22 protein-coding genes are annotated in these 26,202 nt (G+C 57.9%); 9 read left to right on the forward strand and 13 right to left on the reverse strand.

Annotated features, from left to right (window positions below):
• Positions 1 to 40: 40 nt before the first annotated feature.
• Both M7439_RS00645 and M7439_RS00650 read right to left on the reverse strand, forming a co-directional pair.
• Positions 41 to 865, reverse strand: coding sequence for a dihydrodipicolinate synthase family protein (locus M7439_RS00645; RefSeq protein ID WP_298347439.1), 825 nt, complete (start codon positions 863 to 865; stop codon positions 41 to 43).
• Positions 866 to 925: 60 nt separating this feature from the next.
• A complete protein-coding gene (locus M7439_RS00650) occupies positions 926 to 3,115 on the reverse strand; it encodes an MMPL family transporter (RefSeq protein WP_298347440.1) in 2,190 nt (729 codons plus the stop codon).
• Positions 3,116 to 3,341: 226 nt separating this feature from the next.
• On the opposite strand from M7439_RS00650, the gene M7439_RS00655 reads away from it, so the two are divergent.
• From M7439_RS00655 to M7439_RS00675, 5 genes are all read left to right on the forward strand, one after another.
• On the forward strand, positions 3,342 to 4,004 hold the full coding sequence (locus M7439_RS00655) for a TetR/AcrR family transcriptional regulator (protein ID WP_298347441.1): 663 nt from the start codon (positions 3,342 to 3,344) through the stop codon (positions 4,002 to 4,004).
• Between the two features lie 235 nt (positions 4,005 to 4,239).
• On the forward strand, positions 4,240 to 4,581 hold the full coding sequence (locus M7439_RS00660; protein ID WP_298347442.1) for a hypothetical protein: 342 nt from the start codon (positions 4,240 to 4,242) through the stop codon (positions 4,579 to 4,581).
• 131 nt (positions 4,582 to 4,712) lie between these two features.
• On the forward strand, positions 4,713 to 6,077 hold the full coding sequence (locus M7439_RS00665; protein WP_298347443.1) for a ferredoxin reductase family protein: 1,365 nt from the start codon (positions 4,713 to 4,715) through the stop codon (positions 6,075 to 6,077).
• 54 nt (positions 6,078 to 6,131) lie between these two features.
• Positions 6,132 to 6,587 (forward strand): FMN-binding protein, encoded by a 456-nt coding sequence (locus M7439_RS00670; protein ID WP_298347444.1) that lies wholly within the window; start codon positions 6,132 to 6,134, stop codon positions 6,585 to 6,587.
• On the forward strand, positions 6,587 to 7,336 hold the full coding sequence (locus tag M7439_RS00675) for an FAD:protein FMN transferase (protein ID WP_298347445.1): 750 nt from the start codon (positions 6,587 to 6,589) through the stop codon (positions 7,334 to 7,336). Before M7439_RS00670 ends, M7439_RS00675 begins: the two co-directional genes overlap by 1 nt.
• A gap of 20 nt (positions 7,337 to 7,356) precedes the next feature.
• Here the strand turns inward: M7439_RS00675 and M7439_RS00680 are convergent, their stop codons facing one another.
• Both M7439_RS00680 and M7439_RS00685 read right to left on the reverse strand, forming a co-directional pair.
• Entirely contained in the window at positions 7,357 to 8,280 is a 924-nt protein-coding gene (locus M7439_RS00680) for a Dyp-type peroxidase (protein ID WP_298347446.1), read from the reverse strand.
• An 84-nt stretch (positions 8,281 to 8,364) separates the two neighbouring features.
• A complete protein-coding gene (locus M7439_RS00685; RefSeq protein WP_298349428.1) occupies positions 8,365 to 8,739 on the reverse strand; it encodes a DoxX family protein in 375 nt (124 codons plus the stop codon).
• Positions 8,740 to 9,636: 897 nt separating this feature from the next.
• Here M7439_RS00685 and M7439_RS00690 point away from each other — a divergent pair.
• Entirely contained in the window at positions 9,637 to 10,494 is an 858-nt protein-coding gene (locus M7439_RS00690; protein ID WP_298347448.1) for a LuxR C-terminal-related transcriptional regulator, read from the forward strand.
• A 335-nt stretch (positions 10,495 to 10,829) separates the two neighbouring features.
• On the opposite strand, the gene M7439_RS00695 is transcribed toward M7439_RS00690, so the two are convergent.
• The 8 genes from M7439_RS00695 to M7439_RS00730 form a co-directional block, all read right to left on the reverse strand.
• Positions 10,830 to 11,408 carry a S24/S26 family peptidase gene (locus tag M7439_RS00695; RefSeq protein WP_298347449.1) on the reverse strand — a complete coding sequence of 193 codons (579 nt, stop codon included), beginning with the start codon at positions 11,406 to 11,408 and terminating at the stop codon, positions 10,830 to 10,832.
• A 216-nt stretch (positions 11,409 to 11,624) separates the two neighbouring features.
• Positions 11,625 to 12,338, reverse strand: coding sequence for a hypothetical protein (locus tag M7439_RS00700; RefSeq protein WP_298347450.1), 714 nt, complete (start codon positions 12,336 to 12,338; stop codon positions 11,625 to 11,627).
• A gap of 489 nt (positions 12,339 to 12,827) precedes the next feature.
• Positions 12,828 to 13,754: a phosphoribulokinase gene (locus tag M7439_RS00705; protein WP_298347451.1), complete on the reverse strand. Its 927-nt coding sequence runs from the start codon at positions 13,752 to 13,754 to the stop codon at positions 12,828 to 12,830.
• Between the two features lie 60 nt (positions 13,755 to 13,814).
• On the reverse strand, positions 13,815 to 16,697 hold the full coding sequence (tkt, locus tag M7439_RS00710) for a transketolase (RefSeq protein WP_298347452.1): 2,883 nt from the start codon (positions 16,695 to 16,697) through the stop codon (positions 13,815 to 13,817).
• Between the two features lie 725 nt (positions 16,698 to 17,422).
• Entirely contained in the window at positions 17,423 to 18,595 is a 1,173-nt protein-coding gene (locus tag M7439_RS00715) for a GAF domain-containing protein (RefSeq protein WP_298347453.1), read from the reverse strand.
• 51 nt (positions 18,596 to 18,646) lie between these two features.
• Positions 18,647 to 19,303 (reverse strand): response regulator transcription factor, encoded by a 657-nt coding sequence (locus M7439_RS00720; protein ID WP_298347454.1) that lies wholly within the window; start codon positions 19,301 to 19,303, stop codon positions 18,647 to 18,649.
• 409 nt (positions 19,304 to 19,712) lie between these two features.
• Entirely contained in the window at positions 19,713 to 20,714 is a 1,002-nt protein-coding gene (locus tag M7439_RS00725; RefSeq protein WP_298347455.1) for a class I fructose-bisphosphate aldolase, read from the reverse strand.
• A 24-nt stretch (positions 20,715 to 20,738) separates the two neighbouring features.
• On the reverse strand, positions 20,739 to 21,695 hold the full coding sequence (locus M7439_RS00730) for a LysR family transcriptional regulator (protein WP_298347456.1): 957 nt from the start codon (positions 21,693 to 21,695) through the stop codon (positions 20,739 to 20,741).
• 122 nt (positions 21,696 to 21,817) lie between these two features.
• Between M7439_RS00730 and M7439_RS00735 the strand changes: the two genes are divergently transcribed.
• From M7439_RS00735 to cbbX, 3 genes are all read left to right on the forward strand, one after another.
• Positions 21,818 to 23,266, forward strand: a complete 1,449-nt coding sequence (locus M7439_RS00735) for a form I ribulose bisphosphate carboxylase large subunit (RefSeq protein WP_298347457.1) — start codon at positions 21,818 to 21,820, stop codon at positions 23,264 to 23,266.
• Between the two features lie 21 nt (positions 23,267 to 23,287).
• Positions 23,288 to 23,704 (forward strand): ribulose bisphosphate carboxylase small subunit, encoded by a 417-nt coding sequence (locus M7439_RS00740; protein WP_298347458.1) that lies wholly within the window; start codon positions 23,288 to 23,290, stop codon positions 23,702 to 23,704.
• Positions 23,705 to 23,776: 72 nt separating this feature from the next.
• Positions 23,777 to 24,676, forward strand: coding sequence for a CbbX protein (gene cbbX, locus M7439_RS00745; protein WP_298347459.1), 900 nt, complete (start codon positions 23,777 to 23,779; stop codon positions 24,674 to 24,676).
• A gap of 165 nt (positions 24,677 to 24,841) precedes the next feature.
• Here the strand turns inward: cbbX and M7439_RS00750 are convergent, their stop codons facing one another.
• Positions 24,842 to 25,702: a hypothetical protein gene (locus M7439_RS00750; protein WP_298347460.1), complete on the reverse strand. Its 861-nt coding sequence runs from the start codon at positions 25,700 to 25,702 to the stop codon at positions 24,842 to 24,844.
• Between the last annotated feature and the right edge of the window lie 500 nt (positions 25,703 to 26,202).

The raw sequence follows: 26,202 nt of genomic DNA on the forward strand, positions 1-26,202 counted from the left end.
ACTCGCTTGGAGGACGAATCGCGGTGGGGTGAAGGCGAAGTTAGCCGAGGCGAACTCCGGTAGGGGTTCCAAAGCGGAGATGGAGTTCGTGTTTGATCGCTTTGGGGAAACCAGTGGCGGTCACGCGGTGAAGTTCAGCGATGGCGAGTTGTGCCTGGGCGTCTCCGGCGAGTGCAAGGCGGCAGAGGGCTGGATCGAGGTTAGCGACGGCAAGGATCGCTCCGTTGATGGCGAGGAGACCAGCGAGGGCGAGGAGTACTGGATTGCCGACATAGAGGGCACCCTCAAAGCGACGTACCTCCTCGAGGAGCCTGGAGGCATCACCGCTGGAGTCCTTTACGCCGATCACTGGGAGTGAACAGAGAGCGTCCACCGACAGCCCTGGCGAGGAGGCAGCGGGGAAGTGGTAGGCCAGTATCGGGGCTGTTGGGCATGCCTCGGCGATCGCCTCATAGTAGGGGCGTGGATCCAGGGATCTGGGTGGTGACAGGACAAGGAGTGCGTCGGCGCCGCTGTCGATCGCTCGTTTGGAGGTGTGCACCGCGGCTCGTGCAGAGGGTTGTCCGGTGCCGGCAAAGACGGGTATGGATGAGGGGAGGATGGCACGTAGTTCGCGGATGAGGCGTGCACGCTCATTATCATCGAGAGCACTGGCCTCACCAGTCGTCCCCGCGACCAAGATGCCAGTCACCCCGAGTTCGACGAGACGTGCCCCATGTTCGACGGTCGCCTTGAGGTCCAGCTCTCCCGCATCGTCAAAGAGTGTCACGAGCGCCACCCCGATTCCGCGAAAGAGCGGATCCTGGCTGGCGTCGTCAGAACCGGGGCGGGTCGCGCCCTGTTGTACAGGTTGTTCGGTAGTCATTGGGGCCCAGTGTAGTGGCGAATGCCTCTGTGAACAGGTGAGGCATTGTGCCGTGCCTAGTCAGTCAACCGCGGATAGCGTTGCGTCTATTGTTGGTTCGTCGTCTTCGACACCCTCTGCCTCGATGTGGGGCAGAATCTTGTCGAGCCACTTGGGTATCCACCAGCTCTTCGTACCAAGCAGGGTCATAATCGAGGGGACCAAGAGAAGCCGCACGACGGTTGCATCGATGAGTACGCTGACCCCAAAACCGATGGAGAACATTTTGATGACCACATCAGGTGATCCAGCAAAGGCGAAGAATACGCTTGCCATGATCAACGCGGCGGCAGAGATCACACGACCGGTGGAGGAGAGACCCTCGGAGACTGCCTCGGTGTTGTCATGGGCCCGTATCCAGACCTCCCGTACCTTCGAAAGCAGAAAGACTTCGTAGTCCATCGAGAGGCCAAAGACGACGGCGAAGACGATGAGGGGAACGTAGGCCTCGATCGAGACCTTGTTCGGTACGTCGAGCAGACTCCGCCCCCAACCCCATTGGAAGGTGGTGACTAGCACCCCGTAGGCTGCCCCGATGCTCAGCAGGTTCATGACAACTGCCTTGATGGCGAGTACCAGGCTGCGGAAGGCGGACATGATAATGAAAAAGGCAACCACGAGCACGGCCAGGATGGTGAGTATCAGATGTGAGCCAAGGGTTTGATCGAATTGAATCTGTAGAGCTGTACCTCCGGTGACGTAGCCCTGTGCACCGGTACCAGCGGTGACCTTTGGAATGGTGGTGTTTACCAACGTCGAGTAGAGCGTCGTTGTCTTCTGATTATCCGGCCCCGTCTTTGGCACTACGGTTGAAATAAGGAGCGCCGAGTTCGGTGTCGGCGCAGGTGGAGTGACCGAGGCGATGTCAGGAACCTTGCTGACCTGCTGGTAGAGGTCATTGGCGAGGGTGGTGGGAGAACCGTCGTAGTGGTCGATGTCAAGAACCACAACGAGCGGACCGTTGGCACCTCGGCCAAATGCCTGGGCTACCTCATCATAGGCTCGACGTGAGGTAAAAGAGGTTGGGTAGGAGGAGTCGCCGACGTTTCCGAGCCGCATCGAGAAGAATGGAATGGTGAGGACGCCGAGAAGGATGAGACCCGCAAAGAGGAAGAGGACCGGCCTGCGTTGCAGACTACGGGCATAGCGGTGCCACATGTCATTTCGATCACCCGCTTCGGCCTTGGCAGGTCCAAGATGGAGACGGTCGATGCTGCGTCCAGCGAGACTGAGGCCAGCCGGTACCAGGGTGATCGCGCCAGCAGCTGCGGTGAGGACGCCAAAGAAGGCGGCAAAGCCGAGCTGCCCAAAGAAGGTGATGCCAGAGGCATAGAGTCCAAACAGCGCCACTGATACGCTGGTTGCCGCCACGAGGACAGCGTGCCCGCTGGTCGCAACTGTGCGACCGGCGGCATCAATAGGATCATGGCCGTCCATGATTCGCTGGCGAAAACGGGTACTCAAGAAGACGGCATAATCGATCCCGACTCCAAGGCCGATCATGAGCGCCAACGTCGGCGAAGCCGTAGCGAAGGTGATCACGCTGGCGACCATGCCGAGGATGGAGACACCGATGCCGACACTGAAGACGGCGGTCAGAAGGGGTAGACCGGCAGCGACGAGACTCCCAAAACTCACGAGTAGGACGACGATAGCCACGCCGAAGCCGATGGCCTCCGACGTGGCGTCGCGGGTCGGTGGGTTGACATTGGCATCGAATCCACCGCCATAGTTGACGATAAGGCCCGCGTGCGTCGCGGGCTCCATGGCACGATAGAGCGAGTTCGCGTAGCTGGTCCCGAGTGATGCGGGGAGCACCGAGAGATGCACGGTGATCAGCGCGGTGGTTTGTGACTTCGAGAGTCCTGTCGAGCTGGGGGCGAGTGGATTGCTCACTGAGATCACATCTTTGAGGCGGGCTAGGTTCTGTTCGGCTTGGGTGAGCGCGCCTCCTTGGGATATGAGGTCCTTGCTAGTGACGACGATGAGTCCGGTATAACCAGATGCCTTTGGATCATTCTTGGCCAGCAGTGCCAGCCCGGTAGAGGACTGGGTCCCCGGCAGGTTCACGTTGTTCTGGTAGATACCGGAGATCTCGTGGTGCCCGATGAGCGTTGCGGCCAATACGACAACCCAGATAGCGATCGTTGTGAACGGATGACGAGCGCATGCGCGTCCGACGCTATCAAGTCGATGTGGTTGCTTGTTCATCAATTCCCCCTTCAAACATCTCTGCGCTTTGATCAGATGAGCGAGGTTCTTGGGGATTCCACAGCTGGCGGCGACCGCATGACTACCCTCAGTTCTCGCGTTCGGTGTTCTTGAACTTGGCCTGACATCGTATCCTAACAGATGACAGTACTGCCAAATGCAGGTGCTGCCAAAATGATTTGCCTGAATTGATATCTTCCAAGCCCGGCAGGTAGGCTTATTGAATATGGAGATCAACAAGCCAGTTGGACGCCGTGAGATCAAAAAAGCGGCGACAAGAGAGCGAATCATCGAGGTTGCTCGCCAACTCATCGCCCAGCAGGGCTTTCTTGAAACCACTATCCTCCAGATCACCGATAAGGCGGATGTATCAGAGCGCACCTTCTTTCGGTATTTCGAATCTAAGGATGACCTCTTGCTGCTTGACCTCATCTCATACTTCGATCTTGTCGAAGCAGAGGTGACACGGCGTCCTCGATCTGAGGAGCCACTGCGGGCGCTCCTTGAGGCGATCGTGAGTGGTATTCGTCAACGTATGGATGCGGTGCTTGAAGTACCAATTTTCCGCCCTTATCGTTCTGAGGTAGACCTCACGGGTCAGCTTGTAAGGAACTATCTGAATTTTGAGCTCCGTGTTGCTCAAGCCTTGACGGATCGTCTTGTCGATGAAGGTGTTGACGCGGAGACCGCACGGTTTCGTGCCGATGTTGCCGCAAAACTGGGCGTTAGTACGCTGCGTGCTGCGGTTCGCGAGGTCTTCCAGGAGTTACCGGAGCGGCTTCACCCTGAGACTGACGAGCTCATCGCACGGATCGAGCGAGCGTTTGCGATCGCGGTCGAGGAGTTTCACCTCTTTATCCAAGCCGAAGTGGTGCAGGGCGGGGAGTGAGTTGGGGGATCGGGCTCTCCTAGCCCGGCGATCAGACAGGGAAAAGGCATCGGCAAAGCATCTCGACCGTACCGTTTGGGGGGAATCTGGCCCCTGACGCGGTAAGGCGCCTACGAGCGATTCCCCCACCGATGGGCTCAAAGTGTGGCGCACAAGTTCTCGGTCGTCCTTCTTTGAGGTAGCTAGCATGTCCATCAACTTAGTTGAGCGTACTGCTTTGAAAAGGAGACCGATAATGGACACCGTTGATGAGATGGCTGGTAGTGGAACGCACCAATCGCGACTCGTTCGCATCCTTGCCTTCGTGCCGAGGATCCTGGCATCAAAACCGCACATCATCCTGCTGACACTGCTCGGGGTCTACCTGGTCGTGCTACCGTTGGTATCGGTGCACGTCTCGGCTTTTGCCGAGCTCGTTGGCGGCAACTATACCAACGTTACCAGTGACCTGGGCGCTTGTATCGCGGCGGGCGGCACCATTCACCTCATCAAGTCACACCGGGAGCATCGTAGCCAGCTCACGAAACTCGAGAACTTGGTAACTGACCTTCACCGTCGGCTGGACGAGAGGGGTTAAGAAGTTTCTTGTCTCAGCTCGGCTTCAGTCGATGCCAAGCTTCGCACGGCATGCTGGAAGACGGAGAGCCCCAGGGCTCTCCGACTTTGGTTACGTGATTGGGTGCCTGCCGGTTGGGCTAAAGGAGTTGTATGAAGGTTTCGGCCCCCACGGGCGCGGCGGTTGCACGGACAGATTCGGCGCGATCCCGACGTTCAGGTGAGACTGGTCTGTTGGTTGCCTTGGCGGTTGCAGGCATTGGCCTTGGTGTGATACTCGGATTGCCCTTGGTTGACGGGACGGTGCATGAGATCCACGCGCCAGGCGGTTGGGCGCTCTTCCTTGGATCGGTGACGGGACTGATCGGCACCTACTTCGCTCTGGTGATGGTGTTCATGGCCTCCCGTCTGCCCATGCTTGAACGAGCCTTGGGCAGGGGTGGAGTGATGGGTTGGCACAAAAACCTCTCCATACTCGCGATCTCCTTCATCCTCGCCCACGCCGTGCTCACCACGATGGCCTATGCCGAGATCGCGAAGACAGGATTTACCCATGAGCTCGGTGTGCTGATCAACAGCTACCCCGATATGATCACTGCCTTCATCGCGCTGGGTTTGATGTTGTTGATCGGGTTGGTGTCCCTGCCATGGTTGCGCCAGCGCCTCTCGCGGGAGAACTGGTGGCTCCTACATCTCTTGATCTACGTCGCCCTCGTGCTCTCCTTTGCCCATGAGTTGGCTCTCGGTCCTAGCTTTGTGAACCACCCCATCGCACAATGGGTGTGGGGGCTAGCGTGGATCGGGGCTGGAGTTGCGATCCTCACCTATCGTATTTTCGTACCGCTGCTACGCTCCATGCGCCATGGATTGCGGGTGGCGGCTGTGGAACCTCAAGCCAATGGTGTAACTAAGATCCTTCTTGAGGGCCATTATCTAGAAGACCTCCCGCTTCAGGGAGGCCAGTTCTTCGAGTGGCGCTTTCTCACCCGGGGTCGATGGTGGCAAGCCCACCCGTTCTCGGTGGTCGATCGCCAGGAGGATACCTTGCGCTTGATGGTAAAGCCGATCGGTGACTTTTCAACGAACCTTGCCAAGCTGAAGGTAGGTACCCACGTTTGGTTTGAGGGCCCCTATGGCAATTTTACCGTGGCACAACGGGCCAGAGATCGTGCGCTACTCATCGCTGGTGGAATCGGAGTGACCGCCGTACGGGGCCTGCTCGAGGATCTACCCCGTGAGAGTCGGCCCGCGGTGGTGTTGCGTGTCACCGCCAAGACCGATGTGGTGTTACTCGACGAACTCGAGCGACTGGTCAGCGAGCGTAACGGCAGGGTCTACATCTTGAGTGGGGATCGCACGGAGGTGGATCTGCGTACCATCGCAGGCAACATCAAGGACTACCGAAGTCGGGATATCTTCATCAGTGGGTCTCCCGGTTTTGTTGAGGCGGTTCGAGATGTCTTTGTACAGCTCGGCGTTAAGCGGCGTCAGGTGCATGCAGAGCCTTACACGATTTAACCAATGGAGTGGATAGGTGGATGGCGATGACAAAAATCGTGGAAGGAAGAGCGTATGCGTAGGGCATTGACGGTACTTGGGGCAACGGTCGTGGGGCTCATTGGGGTGCTCACGCTGCACTCTCGGGCCAAGACTCAGCTGAGCGTCAACTCAATCGACAAAGCCCATCGGAGCGCAAAGGCCAACAGGGGCAAAGGTGCGGTACCGACCAACGTGGCGCTCCCAGCTGGACCAACCTCGGTGACCGGACCGTTGACGAACTACGGTTTCGGTGACATTGCGGTGACGGTGGATGTGAAGGCGCACAAGATCGTTGACATCTCCATCGCCAAGTTCCAGGCCCTTGAGGCATACTCGGTCGAGATCGAACAGGCTGCGGTTCCTTCGCTAAGAGCGGAGGCACTCAAAGCCCAAGGACTTCCCATCGCGATCGTTTCGGGTGCTACCTACACCAGTCAGGGATTCGCCTACTCGTTACAGGGTGCTTTGAACAAGTTGCGAGGCAAGTAGTGCTCACCGATATTGTGACCATGGGCACCGTCTTTACCCTTTCGGCAGCTGATCAGATTGACGAGGAAGATGGGAAGCAGATCGAGGTGGGCTGGGAGTCGCTCGTCGAACGTGCGAGGGCCGAGCTTGGACGCATCGACGCTGTATTTAGCACCTACCGGAGTGATAGTGAGGTCAGTCGTCTCCGTCGGGGTGAGCGTGGCGTTCACAGTGATGAACTCGATGAGGTGATCGCCCTCTGCGAGGTTGCTCGGGAGCTCTCAGATGGCTACTTTGACCCGTGGGCGGTCCCTGGTGGGTTTGACCCATCGGGACTGGTGAAGGGTTGGGCGGCTGAGCGCATCCTTGGAATGATGATTAGCGCAGGTGCAACTGAGGCGGTGGTGAACGGTGGTGGCGATATCGCAATCTACAGTGACACCCCGATCAACGTTGGTATTCGCCATCCTCGCCACGCCGATCGGCTGTGTGGGGTGGTCCAGACCAATAGCGCGGTCGCGACCTCAGGACTCTACGAGCGGGGGTGTCATGTCGTCAACCCCTTGGGCGACGAGCTCGGTGCGTTCGCGGCCACAGTTGTTGGGGCACCACTCTATCTTGCCGATGCGCTGGCGACAGCGGTGATCGCCGGAGGGGTGCGAGTCCTCGAGCGGATCGGTCACGAGGGTTCCTTTCGCGGGCTGTTGATCACCGCTGATGGGATCATGCATACACTCCCAGGCACCTTGGCCTCATATACCGAGGCCTAACGCGCGACCATCATGGATGACTAGGGGTCTGCGAGCTGCTCCAAGAGCTCCAGCGATGGACAGAAGAAGAGGGTCCCAGTGATCGCGGTGGAGAAGTCGAGCAGTCGGTCGTAGTTGCCGGGAGGGTCGCCGAGGAACATGTTGGTGAGCATGCGTTCGGTGATGCGGACGTCACTAGCATAGCCGATGAAGTAGGTGCCATAGTGGTGGTCGTGAAGACTTCCAAAAGGCATATTGAGCCGGTAGATTGCCAGCTCTGCGTCGTTGGCGTCGCGGATGTTGTTGAGCGCAACATGGGAGTTGATGGGCTTGGTCGCGTCGTCGAGTTCAACGTTCTCAAGTTTGCGACGACCGACGGCTCGCTCTTGATCTTCGGTGGTAAGTGCCTCCCAAGCGCTGAGATCGTGGAGATACTTCTGGACGATGACATAGCTGCCACCAACAAAGGCAGGTTCGGCCTCGCCGATGATCGCCACTTGGGCTGCCTCGCTCTGGTCAGGGTTCTCGGTCCCGTCCACGAAACCAAGGAGATCGCGTTGATCGAGGTACTTGAAGCCTTGCACCTCGTCAACGATGACCGAGCCGGTGGGCAGCCGGTCTTTGAGGAGACGTGCGAGTTCGAAACACAGGCCGAGTTCCTGTGATCGGAGATGAAAGAAGAGGTCTCCTGGCGTGGATGGCGCGTCGCGTACGACGCCGTGGAGGGGGGTGAAGGGGTGAAGGTGCGCTGGTCGCTCGCTCGGTGAGAGCTGATCCCAGAGGAGCGATCCGATGCCAACCACGCAGCTGAGCCGTGCCTCTGGATAGCGGAACCCCACCGCCTTGGTGAGGCTGTCAACCTCTCCGAGCAGGGAGCGAATCGCGTTCGTGTGATCAGCTGGAACGGTGACGACCAAGAAAATGGCAGCCCCGGTCAGTGGTGTTGCAATTTCTTGAGGTTTCACTTCACCTCCTGGCGGTTAGCGATGGATAGCGATCAGGCACAGGGTGATCGTTGCTTTTGGTTGCTACTTATCGTATGGATCAGGCTAGCTGACGATCTCGAGGAGAAGCCCCCCAAGGATAGCTGCGTTCTTGTAGAACTGGATGCTTTGATTCTTCCGCGCAGCATCGTCCTCTTCACGCCAGAAGGGATGGCCCACAATGGTTGTAGCGGTAATGGAGGTAGCGAGTCCAAACGCAGCGAGCTTGGGTTTGATGCCGAGTGCTAAAGCGATTCCCCCTACCACCATGACCCCTCCGTTCAAGCGCACGAGCTCCTGGCTCGCGGGTAGGCCTGAGCGTTCTAGTGCCTTGTGGCGCATGCCTGGCTCACGTGCGGCACCTAGGCCTCCGTAGATAAGTGGAGAGGCGACCATCGCCCGCCCCAGTTGACGACACGGCTTTCTTGTTCCCTGACTCATAGTGGTAGCTACTTTCTGCGTGTTGGTAGTGGAGTTTTCCTATCCTCAGTCTAGCGGGAGTAACCTCCAGTGGGAGGACAAAGTGTGGTGCCGAGGGCATTGCCATACATGCTGGACCCGCACGAGCTCATCGATTGTTGACCCAACAAGCTAGGCATTGCGTCGTTCTGGTCCTTCTCTACCTGGGAATTCCCGCTATCATCGGACGAAGGTTTATTGGCATTGCAGGGTTGTGGCCGTTGGAACGATTCGAGAGTTGTGTGCATGGCGGATGTGTCATTTGTCTCTTTGTAGAAAATCATGGACCGTGTCCAGCGCATCGTGGAACATGCTACTGGCTTTTCCGTAGCTGGAGATAGGGGTCACTGGGCGCGCAATGCAGTTGTATCTTGTGAGAAGCGTGGTTGTGTCTTGCGATCGCGAGGCGCACTGTCGCTGACGATCGAGTATTCGCGAGCTGGTCAAGTGTGCAGTACCCACTTGGATGCTGGGATCTTTAGGGGCCTTTGCTGGGGATGGCTGGGATTGTCCAACTCAGGGCGGCTATTGCTGTGCATCAGGACGGGGTACGCACACCGGCGATAGACGGAAAGCATGTGGCCAGACTGGTCAGCGATGTATATCATGCCGTGATCGCATGATCGTGGGGATGGGTTGGAATATGAATTGTAACAAATGGTACAGCAAATCCAGTGCATGAAGGATTGATTTTATTGTGCAAATAAGTTGTGAATAATGCAGAAATTGTACCCACGTCCATCTTGGATAGAGTAGTCTCCTTGAAAGTAAGGCAGGTGATCACAGGGTTGTAGGGGGCCGGTTTCGCCGCATGACCTAGTGGCTACGTACTTTCGTTCACAATGGGGTAGGTGGCATGCGATGCTCAAGGAGGAGGCTATGGGGGTAGCGAAAGCACTGCTGATCGAGGAGGATGATCTGATCGCTCGGGGGATGGCTGGGATGCTTGAGGATCTCGGCTGGGAGGTTCCGATACGGGTGCGAGCGCTATGCGAAGTGTCGCGTTCAAGCTTAGAGAGAACGCCGCTGGTGATTGTCGGTTTGACTCCACAAAACGCCGATATAGTCTCGTCCTTGGCTCACGGGAATCACCAGGTGGTTGTGTATTCGAGCTCGGTAGGCTCACGCCACATTGGCGATGCGATCGGTGCCGGTGCTCTGGGTTACGTCGAGCGTCATTCTCTTGATCAGGAGGAGCTCACTCGTCAACTCCACCTCGCCAGCCAAGGGGTCCGTTGTGTGTCGCGAGGGCTGGCTCGCCGGCTCTTAGTTGATATGGAGTCGCGGCCGTTATTGCCAAGTATAGAGATCGATAATACTGCCAGAGCCTATCTCCAGCGCTGGAGCGACCAAGGATGTATCGGTGTCGCAGGTCAACGACAGTGGGAAGAGGCGGGAGTGATTCAGGGTATCTGGAATACCTGGGCAAAGAGGACACAAACCTACCGTCTCAAACTCACGGATCGACAGGTGGAGATCTTGGCAGCCCTTGATCGGGGGTTGAGCGCTGGTGAAATCGCCGAGATGCTGTTTGTCTCGGTAGCGACGGTACGAGCTGACCAGGATCGGGTCAAAGAGCGGGTTGCTGACATCATTGGGACAGAACTCAAACGTGATACGGCGTGTCGTCGAGCGTGGCATCTTATGCATGGAATGTGGCACACAGAATATGAAGTTCGAGACCATAGTGGACAGGGTACGAGTGGCCTTCCAGGGGATACACGCGCCCTGTCATAATTCCGGCAGGTCGCTTCTTTGGGCGCAATAAACACAGCCTTCCACCAGAGAGTCCGATCAGGTGACCACGCATTCGGATATCTATCTGGAGCACGGGGCGGACATCAGGAATGAAGCGAGGTGATCAGCGTATCGGGATGAGTCATCGATGCGATCTGATCTCTGGCGCAGAAGGACTTACTCAAGTCGGAGCTGGCACGCTGCCTGACCCATCTGAATTGGGACTAACGGTTGTCGCATGCAAAGCGCATGTTGCTCAATCTTTGTGTAACGGAGTTGGTTGATAAAAGCTGACTACGGTCGCGGTAAGTGACACGAGGGAGATTGCGAATCGATCACTCGACGGTTGTTGGTTGAGTGGGCGTACTTTCAGTGGCTGAAGACGATGAGGTTTGTTTTGGCTTTCGTGTGAAGGCGAACCAGACGAGTAGGCCGACAGCTAACCCAAGGATTACCTTGCCGATAACGCCGAGTTCAAAGACGAACCACTTCCAGGCATAGGCAGGATGATGGATGAAGAGTTGTGGGAAACCGAGAAATTTAGGAGCGTACACCACTTTTCCGATGATGTCATTCATCCGGAGTGGTGGATCAAAGACATCGGGACGACTAGCTGGGTTGTCACCTTTGGTGACGAGATCACCGTTGGGCTTGATCGCGATCAGACGGTGGGCCCACACCAGGCCGTTGGCATGGAACTCGATGACCTCCCCGACGTGGTAGGAGGGCTCATGTTCGACGAAGATCATTGATCCCGGGGGAATGGTGGGGTACATCGAAGGGGTGTAGACGTAGCTGTGATTGGTCCTTGACAAGACAAACGCCCCTCCCGCAAGGATGAAGGTCGCCCAGAGAACCAGAATGAGTCCAACCGTCCGCCGTAGCTTCGATCGTGTTTGTCGGTCACGCTTCATTGTTTTCGAGTCGCCGGAGTCTTCATTGGAGCTGCATAATTCGGAAGCTTGCGCTGTGTTCACCATTCGTAGTCCTTCTTATCTTGTTCTTGTTATCGCTAAGTGGGGCAGATCACTCCTTTGCCGTGCGCGATCGTAAACCTGCGCAGTGCCCCAATCAAGCGTATGACAAATCTTGATCGGGACACTTTTAGCGACGGTATTTATAAATGCAGGTTAGGGTGCACCCGTCGAGCTTCCGCCCGCCGTCAATTTGGGTGTCTCGCCTTGGGGCTGGGCGCTTTGCTTTGATGGCTCTGCCGTGATGGTGTAGGGAATATCGATGTGAGCCCCATTCCACGCATTGGCTCCTCCCTCTCCAGACCCAGCTGTATAGGGGGCCAACGCAAACGCGACCGTGGCAGTAGTTATGGTTTGTGACGGAACCGTTCCGAGGGCGAATGTTACGGGCTTACCGAGCGTGTATCCGGTGGAAGATTCAGTTGCCTGGTTACTCGGTAGGTTGTTCCCCGAGAATATTTGGTAGTAGTACGTAGTGCCACCTACCGTGTACTCTACCCACAATTGTTCGAGAGCTTGTTGGTTGCCAGCAAAGGCCCTATCGAACACGCTTGAAATGTTGAGGGTGAAGTCTTCGGATACGGAGCCAGTATTGTCGAGTGTTACCGTCTCTGGATTGGTCCAGGTGTAACCCCCCGCCGTAGTAGTACCCGCCGCAGTAGTACCCGCCGCAGATGGGACGAGTTCACTGGCGACAAGGTTTCCGTCTGTGAGTGTCTGAGAGACGGTAGCCCCAGATGCGTTCAGACTTCCGTTCGTTGTTGCGCTAAACTGCGTGTGTACCGGCGTTGCGGCAAAGAGCATTGCGGTTGTTCCTCCCGCCACTGCGAGTGCACTGAGTTTGGCGACTATATGATCCCGATATCCCATTTTTCCTCCTTGTTAGGTTTCGGGTACCGGTTTCGCCACTTGCTCCTCCCAGGGTGAAGCGACCAACAGACCCCCGAAATTCATTGCATTACCCGTCAATTACGCTATGGTGATGGCATGGCCACGACCATAGCAGATTTACTATTCCTCACGGCGCATGGTGGTCCGTCATGCGAGGTCAGTCGGCGGGCAGAAGGAGTTATCCAGGATCGTTTGGTTTATGGCTTGCTGACGAAGGAGAAACGGCCTTGTATGGAAACCATTCGTCCCTGCCAAAACCCGCTGGCCCGTGGGTTGATTGATTCGGAAGGCATCCTTGGGCCCGGTCGAAACCTATGCCGCCAGCCGGAGGCTGCCATCCTGACAAGCCATCATGGGAATGGACGCTGAGACGTGAAGTATGGTAAGAGCAGCGTCGTGATCGTCGTTGCCTATAACCACTTCATTGTCGGCGATCACCTCTTCTGTGTGATCGTATAATGTGAGATCTCAGGTATGGATCATATGATGCAACAGGATCAACTGCGCCACCGCTAAGGGTGCTGATCGTTCGGTGGAGCTGATCCGCCCGAGGCTCTCGGGGATCTCTCCGTCGAGCCCGATCTTTTCCCAAAGCTTCTCCTCGACGAGTCGGCTGGCGGATACCGGAGCGTGCCCATGGACGTGGAGTGCATCCACCGGTTTCCCGTCTTGGTCGCGAATGAGTTTGATGTGGGCGGCCTCTCGAGTGGCTGGGGTCAGAATGTCATGAAGATCTGGGTGTGGCACCGTTGGCCGTAGGAGGATGGTTGCGCTGAGTTCCTTTCGGCCTTCGACCGGTGCGAAGGAGATGACGATGTCTGCGTGCGCCCGTTGGGGCCGGATGAACTTCTCTGACTCGGGTTCACGTTTGTCAAGGTCAGCAAGGACCTGTTCCTCGGTGTAACCACGTTTGGAGACGTCGCGCTGAATCTTCCACTCGCGTCGTATCGGTTCGGGCGGGTCAAGATAGGCGGTGACGTCGAAGGTAGCTCTTGACAGACGTGACCAGAGCGGAAATAGCCCCTCGACGATGACGATCTCGCGAGGGGTGAAGAGTTCGGGTCGACCGAGGGTACCGTCTGTATGATGATACTTAGGTTTGAGGATGGGCTGACCGAGGGTCAGGAGCTGGAGGTGCTGTTCCATGATCTCAAGAAAGTTGCACTCTGGGTTGAGCGGGGTGAAGGGAAGACTCTTGCGCTCCACGCGATCATACCGATGGTAGTCATCGGTGCAGAATGAAGAGATACGGTGCTCGCCGATAGCCTGGACGAGCCCCTTGGTCAGAGTCGTTTTGCCGGAGGCTGAATCCCCCGCGATTGCGAGCAGTGCTACACGTTCAGGGTGAGGCTGGGTCGCCAGGAGTTTCTGGATCGCTGCGATTCGATGGGGCATATGCCCTTCCTTTCTTCGTAAACCTCTCGATGATGATGATGTTGGTGGTTGTAGCTCTGTCTAGGGAACCAGGCGGCGGATGATACCGTAGCGCCCCTCTTGAATCCAGAGACTCTCGAGTTCAGTGAGGTCTCCAACGGCTTTGGGCGGGGCGAGAGGATGCGCTCCTGTTGCCGATGTGGCGACGACGATCGATCCCGCATGAGCGAGGTCGCTCGCCTCGAATTGCATGGTGTCATACTCCGGATAGACAGCCTTGACGATGGCCGCTTCTGCCTCGCTTTGGGGCGCAAATCGGCTCTGCATCTGCCCCGAGAGGGCGAGGGTCGCCGCAGCAGAGATGACTCCTTCGGGGGTGCCCCCGATACCCCATAACATCACCGACCCTGGATCACCGCGCAATACCCGCAGGCTTGCCATGACGTCACCATCGGGTATTTCGATGACAGGTACTCCGTGACTCCGGAGGTTAGCGATCATCGTCTCATGACGCGGTTTAGCCAGGATGACGACAGTGGTCTCGCCGATGCCGAGTCCAAGACGACTCGCCACATTCTTCACGTTTTCAAGCAGCGGACGCGAGATATCGATGACCCCAGCAGCTCGCTCGCCAACGATGAGTTTTTCCAGGTAGTAGCCGGGTAGTGGGGTGAATCCTCCCCCGGGGGCTGCGGCGATGACCGAGATCGCACCCTCTCGACCGGTGGCCGCAAAGTTGGTTCCCTCCAACGGGTCGATCGCGAGATCGATGTCGATGGTGCCGGTACCGAGCTGCTCTCCGACGTAGAGCATGGGGGCATCGTCCTTCTCACCCTCACCCACGATCACGGTAGCAGAGACGGGGAGTCTGCCGAGTTCCTCACGCATGGCCGAGACGGCGGCGGCATCGGCGCGATTCTTATCCCCGAGGCCGATCTCGTTGAGCGTGGCACAGGCCGCAGCCTCGGTCGCGCGAAGGAGGTCGGAGACGAGATGTGAGGGATGTCCCAGGCGGTAGGAGTCGACGACGAGGTCCAGGGCGGCATCGGCAACCTCAGTTGGGGTAAAACCGAAGTGGGCAGCGACCTCGGCCATTGGGGCCGAGATGCCGAAGTCCCGTACGTTGTAGAGGCGATCACCAGGACTCAAGAACTCATGCCAACCGGTACCAACACTTGCCTCAAGAACAAGTCGGGGGGTGCCGGTTGGCGCAAAGGCATCCCGCTCACGTGGATCGATCGCTAAGAACCGTTCCCGCCAGGGCACTGAGACAACTCGTGCATCGACGTCATCTTCGTCTTTGAGGATCTTGGCTGCTGCAATAGCGAGCGCAACCTCTGAGCCAGAGGCGACGAGGACGACCTCAGGAGAGGTTCGAGGATCACCGTAGACGATGCGAGCTCCGGTGTTGGCGAGCCAGTCCGAGTCCTCAGCCGTCGGGATTTGGGGAAGCGGCTGACGGGTAAGGGCAAGGATCGTTGGTCGGTCTCGCTGTGCTAGCGCGAGGTCCCAACTGGCAAAGGTCTCAAAGGCATCGGCGGGGCGGAGCACCGTCGTATTGGGGATGATGCGGAGTGCTTCGAGTTGTTCGATCGGCTGATGGGTTGGCCCATCCTCTCCCACGGCAAATGAGTCGTGTGAGAAGAGATAGATCACCCCAAGCCCCATGAGAGCACTGAGACGCAATGAGGGTCGCAGGTAGTCAGAGAAGACGAGAAAGGTCGAGACATAGGGGGTAAAGCCGTAGAGAGCCAGACCGTTGGCGATGGCAGCCATCGCATGCTCGCGGATTCCAAAGTGGATCGCTGAGCCCGAGAAGTCATCGGGGGTAATCGCTTTGAGCCCAACATTGAGCCCGGTTGACTCCCCAAGGTCGGCTGATCCACCGATCAACCCAGGCGCCGCGTCTGGACCGTTTGCGATTGACTTCAGAAACAGTGCCGAAGCCGCCCTGGTGGCCAGTGGTGCCGTTGGTAGGGGAGGGTTCTGGGACGATTGAGCCTGGGTGTTGGCAGTGTGCCTCCAGGCCTTGTGCTGTTGGCGCCATGCGCTACCTTGGGCTTGCTTGTCGACGACGATGCTTGCCACGTGTTGGCGCACATCCTTGGGAACCCAGAAGGTCGGCTCAGCGGGCCAGCCGTAGGCGGCCTTTGTCGCTGCAAGCTCCTCAGCGCCGAGCGGTGCGCCATGAGCCTTTGAGGTCCCCTGTTTGGTCGGCGCGCCTTTGCCGATGATGGTTGGGACGATGATCAGGCTTGGGCGAGCTTGGTCAGCCATCGCCTCGCGGTAGGTCTGCTCGATCTCATCGAGGTCCTCAGGGTCCATAATCGTGAGGACCTGCCAGCCGTAGCTTTCAAAGCGGGCGACTGGATCGTCAGTACAGGACTGATGTCGTGGGCCATCGATGGTGATGTCATTGGAGTCATAACCCACAATGAGATGACCCAAGCCGAGCATGCCAGCGAGCGATGCGGCCTCATGGCTGAGGCCCTCCATCAGGTCGCCATCAGAGGCGAGGACGAAGGTGTAGTGGTCGATGGGAGAGTCATCCGTCTCGTGCCGCAGTTTTGCCTCACCGATGGCCATGCCCACCGCCGTGGCCAGTCCCTGTCCCAGCGGTCCGGTGGTGGTCTCCACGCCCGGAGTATGTCCGTACTCAGGATGACCAGGGGTTTTTGACGCGATTTGGCGAAAGCGACACAACTCCTCGATGGACAGATTGTATCCGAAGAGATGGAGCAGCGAGTAGAGAAGCGCGGAGCCATGGCCGGCGGAGAGGATGAAACGATCTCGATTGGGCCAAGTGGGATCTGTCGGATCAAAGTTCATCAGTCGTGCAAAGAGCGTGTAGGCGACAGGTGCGAGCCCAAGGGGTAGCCCTGGGTGGCCGGAGTTTGCCGCCTCAACTTGGTCGATAGAGAGCATCCGTACGGTCGTGACGCAACGTTCGTCGATCGGATTCATGAGCTGGCTCCTTTGCAAGGGTCTGGGAGGTGAAGGTGCATTGTATGAGTCATCGTCCTGTCGTGCTTCTCCTAATGAAAGTCCTTGTCACCACGCGGTGCTGATCCCAATGGAATGAAGACTGGAGTACGCGACCTACCCGTTGGGAACCCGGTTGTACCTGGCTGATCCTTGGGATGAGTGCACGAGCGCCCCTATCGTGTAACTGATGCGGAGTCTCACAGGGGGCAAGATCCGCGGAATAGGTTGCGAAAATTGAGGGACACGGTGTCATGGCCGACAAGGAGGTGTGCTCTTTTGTCATGGCATGGGCATGATGCCCGGCGCGAGGACCGCTTTTGTCCGATCTGACGCCCGCTAGGGAGATGTTCACGGCGCCCCGGTCCTTGCCATGTCGTAATGTTGGGAAATTCGAAGAAGATCTTGCGCATCGGCAGGTGGACAAGTGATGAGGTATCATCTCGTTCTGCACCTCCCCTTGGTTGCTGAGCGTTCATGACAACCTAGTTGGTGCGTTGGTTGATCTTCTCCCCAACATGGGTGAGAATGGGGGTGAGGGCGCTCGCTAAGGCTGCCCTACTAGTGGCGTTCCTCGCTCCATCACCTTAGGCGAGTTCCTGCGATTGCTTCGCAGCAGCACGCGCTTGGAGAGGCGGCACCATCTCGGACCTACGGGTGGTTCATTAGTCGTGCATGTCTATTTTGCTCAGTCGCCTCAATAGTGCTTACTGGACGGCATTGGTGGCGATAGGCACCAAGAGGCGCACCAGGGTTCCCTCACCAAGCGTAGAGAAGAGCTCGAGGCGCCCTCCGATGATCCGAGCCCGCTCTCGCATGCCACCGAGGCCAAAGCCGCCGACATGAGTCGTCGTGTCAAAGCCGTCCCCACGATCCCGCACGACGACCACCAGGTCGCCAGCGATTGAGGCGAGCCGGAGCTCGCAGGTGGTTACCCCTGAGTGTTTCCAGGCGTTGTTGATCGCCTCTTGCATAATGCGTAGCACGGCGAGCGCACGTTCGGGGCCAAGGGTAAGGGCGGTGTCGTCGGTTCGATCCTCGATCACGACGGCGAAGTCGGGATAGGAGTTGGCAAGCGTCTCGATCGCCTCGGCGAATCCAAATTCGTCGAGTGCCTGACGTGGCGTGTCCTGGATCAGCCGTCGCATTGCCTGGGTGCTCGCTTTGAGCAGATCAGAGGCGACACAGACATCGCGTGCCTCATGTTCATCAAGACCAGGTGAGGCCTTTACCGCCTCAAGGCGATAGTAGGCGGCGTGAACCTGTTGGAGGACCCCGTCGTGGAGCTCGAGCTGGAGGCGGCGACGTTCCGCCTCCTGGGCTTCGATGAGCTGTTGGGCAAAGCCCTCTAAGGCGCGCTCGTGGGCTCCGAGCTTTGCCACAAGGAGTGTGTGTTCGAATGCGCCGGCGAGAAAACTCGCGACGGTGGTGAGTACCTGTTGTTGATGGAGAAGATCGACGTCCTCGTGCTGCCAGTGGACGTTCAGAACCCCGACAACATTCCCACTTGCGTGGATCATTGGCACCGAGATCAGTATCCGGAAGAGCTCTCCTTGGAGCTCGGGGAGGTAGCGGTAGCGGTGATCGGTCCACTTATCGGGAACGACCGCGACTTGGCCGGTTTGGGCCACCCAGCCAGCGATGCCATCCCCGAGCCCGAGCCATACTTGGTGACGGTAAGAGTCAAAGGGTGGAGTAGCACCGACGAGTTCAAGACGCATGAGCTCGGGGTCCACGAGGTGCACAAAGCAGACGCTTGCACCGACCGCATCGACCACGAGTGCTGCTGTCTTCGCAGCCAGTTGATCGAGTTCGAGGGTCTCCGCAAGCACCTGGGCAAGTTCTCGATATAGCGTGAGTTCTTCGGGTTCAGTATTCATCGGTGGCACGAGCTTCGTTGGTAGGACAAAGGATCTTGGCGGTATCGGTATTCATCGGAACGTCACGTCCCGCAGAGCCACGGCAACCGCCTCGGCTCTTGACTTGACCTTCAATTTACGATAGATCGAGGAGAGGTGACTCTTGACCGTCTCCTCCCCGAGGAAGAGACTCTGAGCGATCGATTTTGTTGACATCCCCTTGACGATGAGTTCGAGAATTTCACTCTCTCGATGGGTGAGCCCAAGATGCGCCCCTGGCCAGAACTCGCCGAGCTGAAGACGAGCGGCGAGGAGTGCCACCCTACCGGCGATGGAGGGATCGATCGTGACCTCGCCATCGACGACTCTTCGTAGGAGTCCCACAAGTTCAGCTCCGGTGGCCTGCTTGAGTAGGTATCCCCTCGCGCCAGCCCGAAGAGCTCGAAAGAGATAGGCCTCGTCGTCGTAGGCGGTGTAGAAGACGACTGGAACCTCGATTGCTCGCGCGGTGATCTGGTCGAGGAGTTCAAATCCAGAGCTCGTCTTCAGTCGTGCGTCGGTGAGGACTATGTCGGGTAGCGGTGGGGTGGCGAGTAGTTCGAGCGCGTCTTCAACGGTCTTTACGGCGGAGACGACCTCCACCTCGTCGACGTGCGTGCGCAACATCGCACGGACTCCGTCGATGATCACCTCATGGTCATCGACCAGCATCAATTGAATCGTCTTCACCAGGGATGCGCTCCTCTGGCAAGTGATGGGAGTCGATGTGACATGCGGCGCTGTCTCTCGTTTGTCGGCGTGAGCGCCCGATCATCCTTGTGCTCATCTGCGAGTGAGTGTAACTGAATAGTGAGGTGATGCTGCCCGCAAGCCTTTCTGGGGTGGAGGTGTCCCTCGTCTGTTGGTTGGATGGCTCCAGTCGTGTTCGTCATGGCGCTACTCCCCACTCTGTGTGACGCTGGCCAAAGCTTACTCGTCAGCTTCGATCGATCGACGCGGGTGTGCTCGGTCTCGGAGCACGAGTCCCCCTTCAATCGGAAGTTACTATGCAGCATCAGCGCGAGACGCTGATCAGGTTGGAACACCAGCACGAGATGCTGATAAGCATCCAACGCGAGTTATGTTACCGGGTTCAACGTCAGACATTCACCAGGTGTCGGGGCCGCAGAACGGAGGCGGTGGTGGTAACACGGTCCATCAGACTTGCCTGGGTGCGTTGGCGATCCTGCCCAGAACTCGCCCAGACCTTCATTGGCGTATCTTGGAGAGCGCGTCCAAAGGAGAAGGTGATTGGCCATGGTAGTGCCTCGATCTCGTTCATGGCAGCCAGATTTGCTGTTGCCATGTCATCGGACTGCCCACCGGAGAGGAGCGCAATCCCCGCAACGGAGGCCGGCACGACGTCACGATAGCACTCGACTGAGGCCTCCCCGATCTCCCTGGCACTTACCGTTGGACCGGTGTTGCCTGGGGTGACCATCGATGGTTTGAGCACCATGCCCGGGAGTAGCACCTCAAAGGAACGGAGCTGGTCAAAGACGGCCGAGAGTACCGTTCCGGCAACTCGTCGGGTGGTCGCGAGGTCATGATCACCCTCCATGAGGATCTCGGGTTCGACGATTGGGACGATGCCTGACTCTTGACAGAGTTTGGCGTAGCGAGCCAGGGCGTGTGCATTGGCCCGGATGCAGATCGCGCTTGGCTTCGCCTGGTCGATTTGGAGTACCGCACGCCATTTGGCAAAACGAGCCCCTCTCGCATAGTAGTCGGCGAGACGAGGGCCGAGGTTGTCTAGTCCCTCAGTCACCAGTTCTCCATCGCTTCCCGCCAGTGGCTTTGCGCCGGTATCAACCTTAATCCCTGGAAGCATGCCGTGCTCAACCAAGAAGTCGGGAAAGGAGAGGCCGTTGGCCGTTGTCTGATGGAAGGTTTCATCGTAGAGAATGACACCGGAGACGTATTCTCCGAGCCCAGGCGAGCTAAAAAGGGTTTCACGCCAGTCTCGGCGAGTTGACTCGGTTGATTCAAGCCCGTGAGCGACAAAGCGTTTGGTGAGGGTGGGGCTACTCTCGTCGGCGGCGAGGATCCCCTTCGGGTACGCTACCATGGCCCCAGCGTGTTCGATCAGTTCCCTTGACATCGGTCCTCCCCACGTGTGTTGGTCTCAACCTAGGCGCTGCGATCCGTGAACCTTCTCACCCAAAGCGTGGGGTGCCGGGGTGAACTCCACCTCACCCATGGACCCTAGATAGTTGGCAAAATGCTCGATACTGCCAACAAGCGCCTCGCCAGTACGGACGGCAAGACACCAGGTTCGACGTTGAGGAAAGGGCTCTACGGTCAAAGAGACGAGTTCGCCAGCGGCTAACTCCTTGGCCACTGACTCAGTTGAGATCACGGCAATGCCAAGACCGAGCTCCACGAGCCGCTTCATGGCAAGGTTCGATCCAACCGAGAGAGTCGCTGGGCTGATCGCGAGTTCACCCAGGAGTTCTTCGGCTGAGGCGCGTGTCCCTGAACCTGGCTCACGAACGAGCCAGGTGTGCTCCCCGATCTGTTGGGCGGTGGGTGAGAGTGAACCGCCGAACCATTCGGTGGCTCGTCGTTCATTGGCGATCAGGGCAAGTTCATGGGCTCGGGTGGCGATGACACGCACGAATTCACTCTGGGTTGGCCTCCCTGAGATGACCAGATCGACTCGATGGTCGTTGAGGAGTTCGAAGAGACTCGTCTTGTTGGCGACCTCGAGGTTGATGGTCGCGTGTGGCACCAACTCGAGGTAACCCTGGAGCCACCGTGGGAGGAGCTCCTCTCCAACGGTGGCAACGGCCCCGATCCTCAGCGTTGGTGCATCGGGACGGCTGGCTTCTCGGCTGCGCACTATCGCCTCCTCCATGGCACCGAGGAGGGTTGCGGCATACCCGGCGAGGACGCTGCCTGCCGGGGTGAGGGTGAGTCCGCGTCCAACGCGCTGGGTCAGGTCTGTGCCCACCTCGCGCGATAGAGCCGCCAAGGTCGAGGAGACGGCGGCCGAACTGACGAAGAGCCGTCGGCTCGCTCCAATGACGGATCCGGTGTCGGCCACCGCCAGCAGGGTTTTGAGTTGTGTATTGGTCATCATGATGATAATAGTTAATGTTTAGGTTAACTATCTGCGGTTTATTCCAAGGTATTGAATGAACTATCGTTTGGACGTTATCGCTACTGTGATCCCATGTCCACGGATCGTGAGGAGTTGCAAAGGTGTCAGAGCTAACTGGAGAGGACCGCTACAAGGCGGGCGTCATTCCCTACAAGCAGATGGGGTATTGGGATGGCGATTATGTCCCAAGCGAGACCGATATCATCGCGCTCTTTCGCATCACCCCTCAACCCGGCGTCGATCCGGAGGAGGCGGCTGCCGCCGTCGCTGGCGAGTCCTCGACCGCGACCTGGACCGTGGTCTGGACCGACCGTCTGACCGCGGCCGATCTCTATCGTGCCAAGGCCTATCGTGTGGATCCGGTACCAGGTCAAGAGGACCAGTTCTTCGCCTATATCGCCTATCATCTTGATCTTTTTGAGCCGGGCTCGATCGCGAACCTTACTGCCTCGATCATCGGTAACGTCTTTGGCTTCAAGGCCGTGAAGGCGCTTCGCCTTGAGGATATGCGGATTCCGGTCGCCTATGTCAAGACCTTTGATGGTCCTCCGACCGGCATCGTGGTCGAGCGTGAGCGATTGGATAAGTTCGGTCGCCCGTTGCTTGGAGCGACTGTCAAGCCCAAACTAGGACTCTCGGGGCGCAACTATGGCAGAGTGGTCTACGAGGCGTTGCGTGGTGGTCTTGATTTCACCAAGGATGACGAGAACATCAACTCTCAGCCCTTTATGCATTGGCGCGATCGATTCCTGTACTGCATGGAGGCGGTGAACAAGGCCCAGAGTACCAGCGGTGAGGTCAAGGGTCACTATCTCAATGTCACGGCAGCGACGATGGAGGATATGTACGAGCGTGCCGAGTTTGCCAAGGAGCTCGGATCGGTCGTGGTCATGATCGACCTGGTGATTGGGTATACTGCGATCCAATCCATGTCCAAGTGGGCACGGAAGAACGATATGGTTCTTCACCTCCACCGCGCAGGTCATGGCACCTACACCCGCCAGAAGAATCACGGGATCTCTTTCCGTGTGATCGCAAAGTGGATGCGACTCGCAGGAGTCGATCACATCCACGCTGGTACCGTGGTCGGTAAACTCGAGGGAGATCCCAACACCGTGCAAGGTATCTATAACGTTCTTCGCGAGTCGCACAACCCGGTCGATCTTCCCAAGGGGATCTTCTTCGACCAGGATTGGGCGGGTCTTCGCAAGGTGTTGCCCGTTGCTTCAGGGGGCATCCACGCCGGGCAAATGCATCAGCTCCTCACCTATCTGGGTGACGATGTGATCTTGCAGTTCGGTGGCGGTACCATCGGTCACCCGATGGGCATCGCGGCAGGCGCCACGGCGAATAGGGTCGCGCTCGAGGCGATGGTGCTTGCGCGCAATGAGGGCCAAGATATCTGGAACAAAGGGCCGGAGATTCTCAACCAGGCGGCAAAGTCGTCGCCGGCGCTGCAAGGTGCACTCGATACCTGGCGTGACATCACTTTCAACTATGCCTCCACCGATACCCCTGACTTTGTTCCTACCGTCAGCGAAACCTACTAACACCAGAAAGAGGAGACTTTCATGCATCTCACCCAGGGCCAATTTTCATTTCTGCCACCACTGACCGACGAGCAGATCTCCGCCCAGATTCGTTGGGCTCTCGATCACGATTGGGCGCTCGGCATCGAGTTCACCGATGACCCACATCCGCGCAATACCTACTGGGATATGTGGGGCATGCCGATGTTTGACCTGCGCGATCCGGCGGCCATTCTCTATGAGATCAACGAGTGTCGTCGGGCGTATCCGAACCGCTATATTCGGGTGACTGCCTTTGATTCAACGAGAGGGTGGGAGGCGCCCCGGATGTCCTATCTGGTCAATCGACCGGAGGAAGAGCCTGGGTTCGGGCTTGTTCGCCAGGAGGGCGAGGGTCGCCACATCACCTACACCACGCATAGCTATGCCACGGAGCAGCCGCCCGGGGAACGCTATTGAACAGCAATGGCTCCATGAGGTGCCTAACGCAGCTGGTCACGCATCATGGGTGACCAGGAGGGGGGCGGGGCCATGTCCGATGGTGTAGATCTTGGAGCCCTGTTTCTCGAGACGAAGATCCAGGAGACGCTCGACGAACTCGATGCGGAGCTTGTCGGTCTTCGACCGGTCAAGACCCGTATTCGTGAGATCGCTGCGCTGCTCCTTGTCGATCGTGCGCGAGCGCAGCTTGATCTCGCGGGGGGTAATCCCAGTCTGCACATGAGTTTCACCGGTAACCCAGGCACTGGAAAAACAACGGTGGCGATGCGCATGGCTGAACTGTTGGCCAAACTTGGCTACGTTCGCCAAGGCCAGCTTGTGGCGGTCACCCGCGATGACCTGGTTGGCCAATATATCGGACACACTGCTCCAAAGACCAAGGAGGTCCTCAAACGAGCTATGGGGGGTGTGCTCTTCATCGATGAGGCGTACTACCTATTCAAGCCCGAGAACGAGCGAGATTATGGCGCCGAGTCGATTGAGATACTCCTGCAGGTGATGGAGAACCAGCGTAACGATCTCGTGGTGATCTTGGCGGGGTACAAGGACCGCATGGATACCTTCTTTAGCTCGAACCCTGGGATGTCGTCACGGATCGCCCATCATATCGATTTTCCTGATTACTCCCTCGATGAGCTGGTCGCGATTGGCAAGCTTATGCTTGCAGCCCAGCAGTATCGGCTCTCCGACGAAGCCGAAGGAGTCTTTCGGCGATATCTTGAACTTCGGATGGCCCAGCCCAACTTTGCCAACGCAAGAAGTGTGCGCAATGCCCTCGATCGGACTCGTCTGCGCCAGGCCAACCGGCTCTTTGAACGACGCGGTGCGCTGGTTACTCGAGTGGATCTCATGACGATAGAGCCGCCTGACATCCTGGCAAGCCGTGTCTTTGACACAGACGCACAAGAGGATAGCCACCAAAAAGAGTGACTGATCTTCCATGCTCACTATAGAGCATGGCCGCTGGTGTGCTTGTGGCCACACTTCGCGGGATCGCCGAAGCATGACGGGGTAGTGGCTCCCGGTGATTCGCCCTTCTCTCATGTCAATACCGGAGCCCATGACACTGCTAGGTTCCGTGGTGATGGGGCGGAGTTATGGGTTCGACGCGAGGGCCCTACGGCGTCGATTGGTCTCGAGGACGCTGATACCTGCGATGCCTAGCCCTAGAAGGCCCCCACCGACCACCATCTCCCAATTGCTACTGCGTGGTGATTGGGGTGGACCGGTGACGAGTCGTACGGGCGCTGGTGCCGAGTTGTGAGATGTAGAGACCGGCGCGGTGACCCGGGGAGTGGTCGATGAGTCGCGAGAGACCGGGACGCGGCTAGTCGTCGGGGCATGGCCAACTACCGGGAGCGTTGTCGGGGGTATCACGCCGAGCGGCGTAGTGGAGGGTCGGCGAGTAGGTGCTGGTGCGCTCTGGCTGGCGACGATCCGATAACTGATCGTCGCCGATTGGCCATTCCAAGCGTTGCCAAAACCCTCTCCGTTGGCTAACTCGACCGCAACGGGTATGGATACCCGCTGGTTTGGAGCGACGCCAGTCGCAATGGGCAGGGTGATACTTTTCAGTGATGACAAGGTGAGCGACGAGGACGGATCAAGACTGTTGGACGCGTTGGGATCGAGATGGTAGGTGATCGTCCCCTTAGAGGTGGTCACCAAAAATTCGAGCTGACCGAGGTCGCTAAAGCGAGCAAGCGTATCGGTGACGCCGGTGAATTGGAGATCGAAGTCTTCCGACGCAGTGCCGGTATTGGTCAGTGTGAAGGGAATCGTGTTGGTCGGTATGCCGGGAAGCAGGTTTGTTGCCCGCAGCGTCCCGTTGGTGAGACTGACACCGACCGATGAACTGACAAACGCGCTTGCCGGAGTCGCAAAGGCACCTTGGCCAGAGAGAGCAAAGGTCGCGACAGAGGCTGAGGCGCCAACGGCGATCACCGTCCAGCCCATACTCGTGAACCGCGGCCATACCCTTCTCTGTCTATGCGTGTAATCCAACGGTATGCCCTTCGATGACGGATGCCTTCGATCGACGAGCATCCAACTTAAAGTCTACGAAGCCCAGTACGGCGTGTAAACCCATCTCATGGATTCGGTTTGCTGATCGGAAACATTTAGCAGAATAGCTATTGCTGACGGTCTTGACAGTCCAGTGCGAATGCTTGGCCCTGTCTCGTATTGGGAAGACAAGCAAAGTCAAGAGGAAGGGTTGCCACTGCCAGCCCGTCATCGATCCTGGTAAGGAAAGCGCCACCGGCCCGGTCGAGAGCTGACATCCATGATGGGTTGTGAGAACGATGGGCTAACCCCAATACCGTTCAGCTAAGCACCAGTACACAGATCTGCGATGGATGCTCGGGTTGAGGCCAGTGATGGTGATGAAGACGTTTGGCCGCCCACTCTAAGAACTTTGCGCTTGACTACCCGAGGGTTAGAACGCAATCGACGTG

This window comes from Ferrimicrobium sp., assembly GCF_027319265.1.
Classification (GTDB): domain Bacteria; phylum Actinomycetota; class Acidimicrobiia; order Acidimicrobiales; family Acidimicrobiaceae; genus Ferrimicrobium.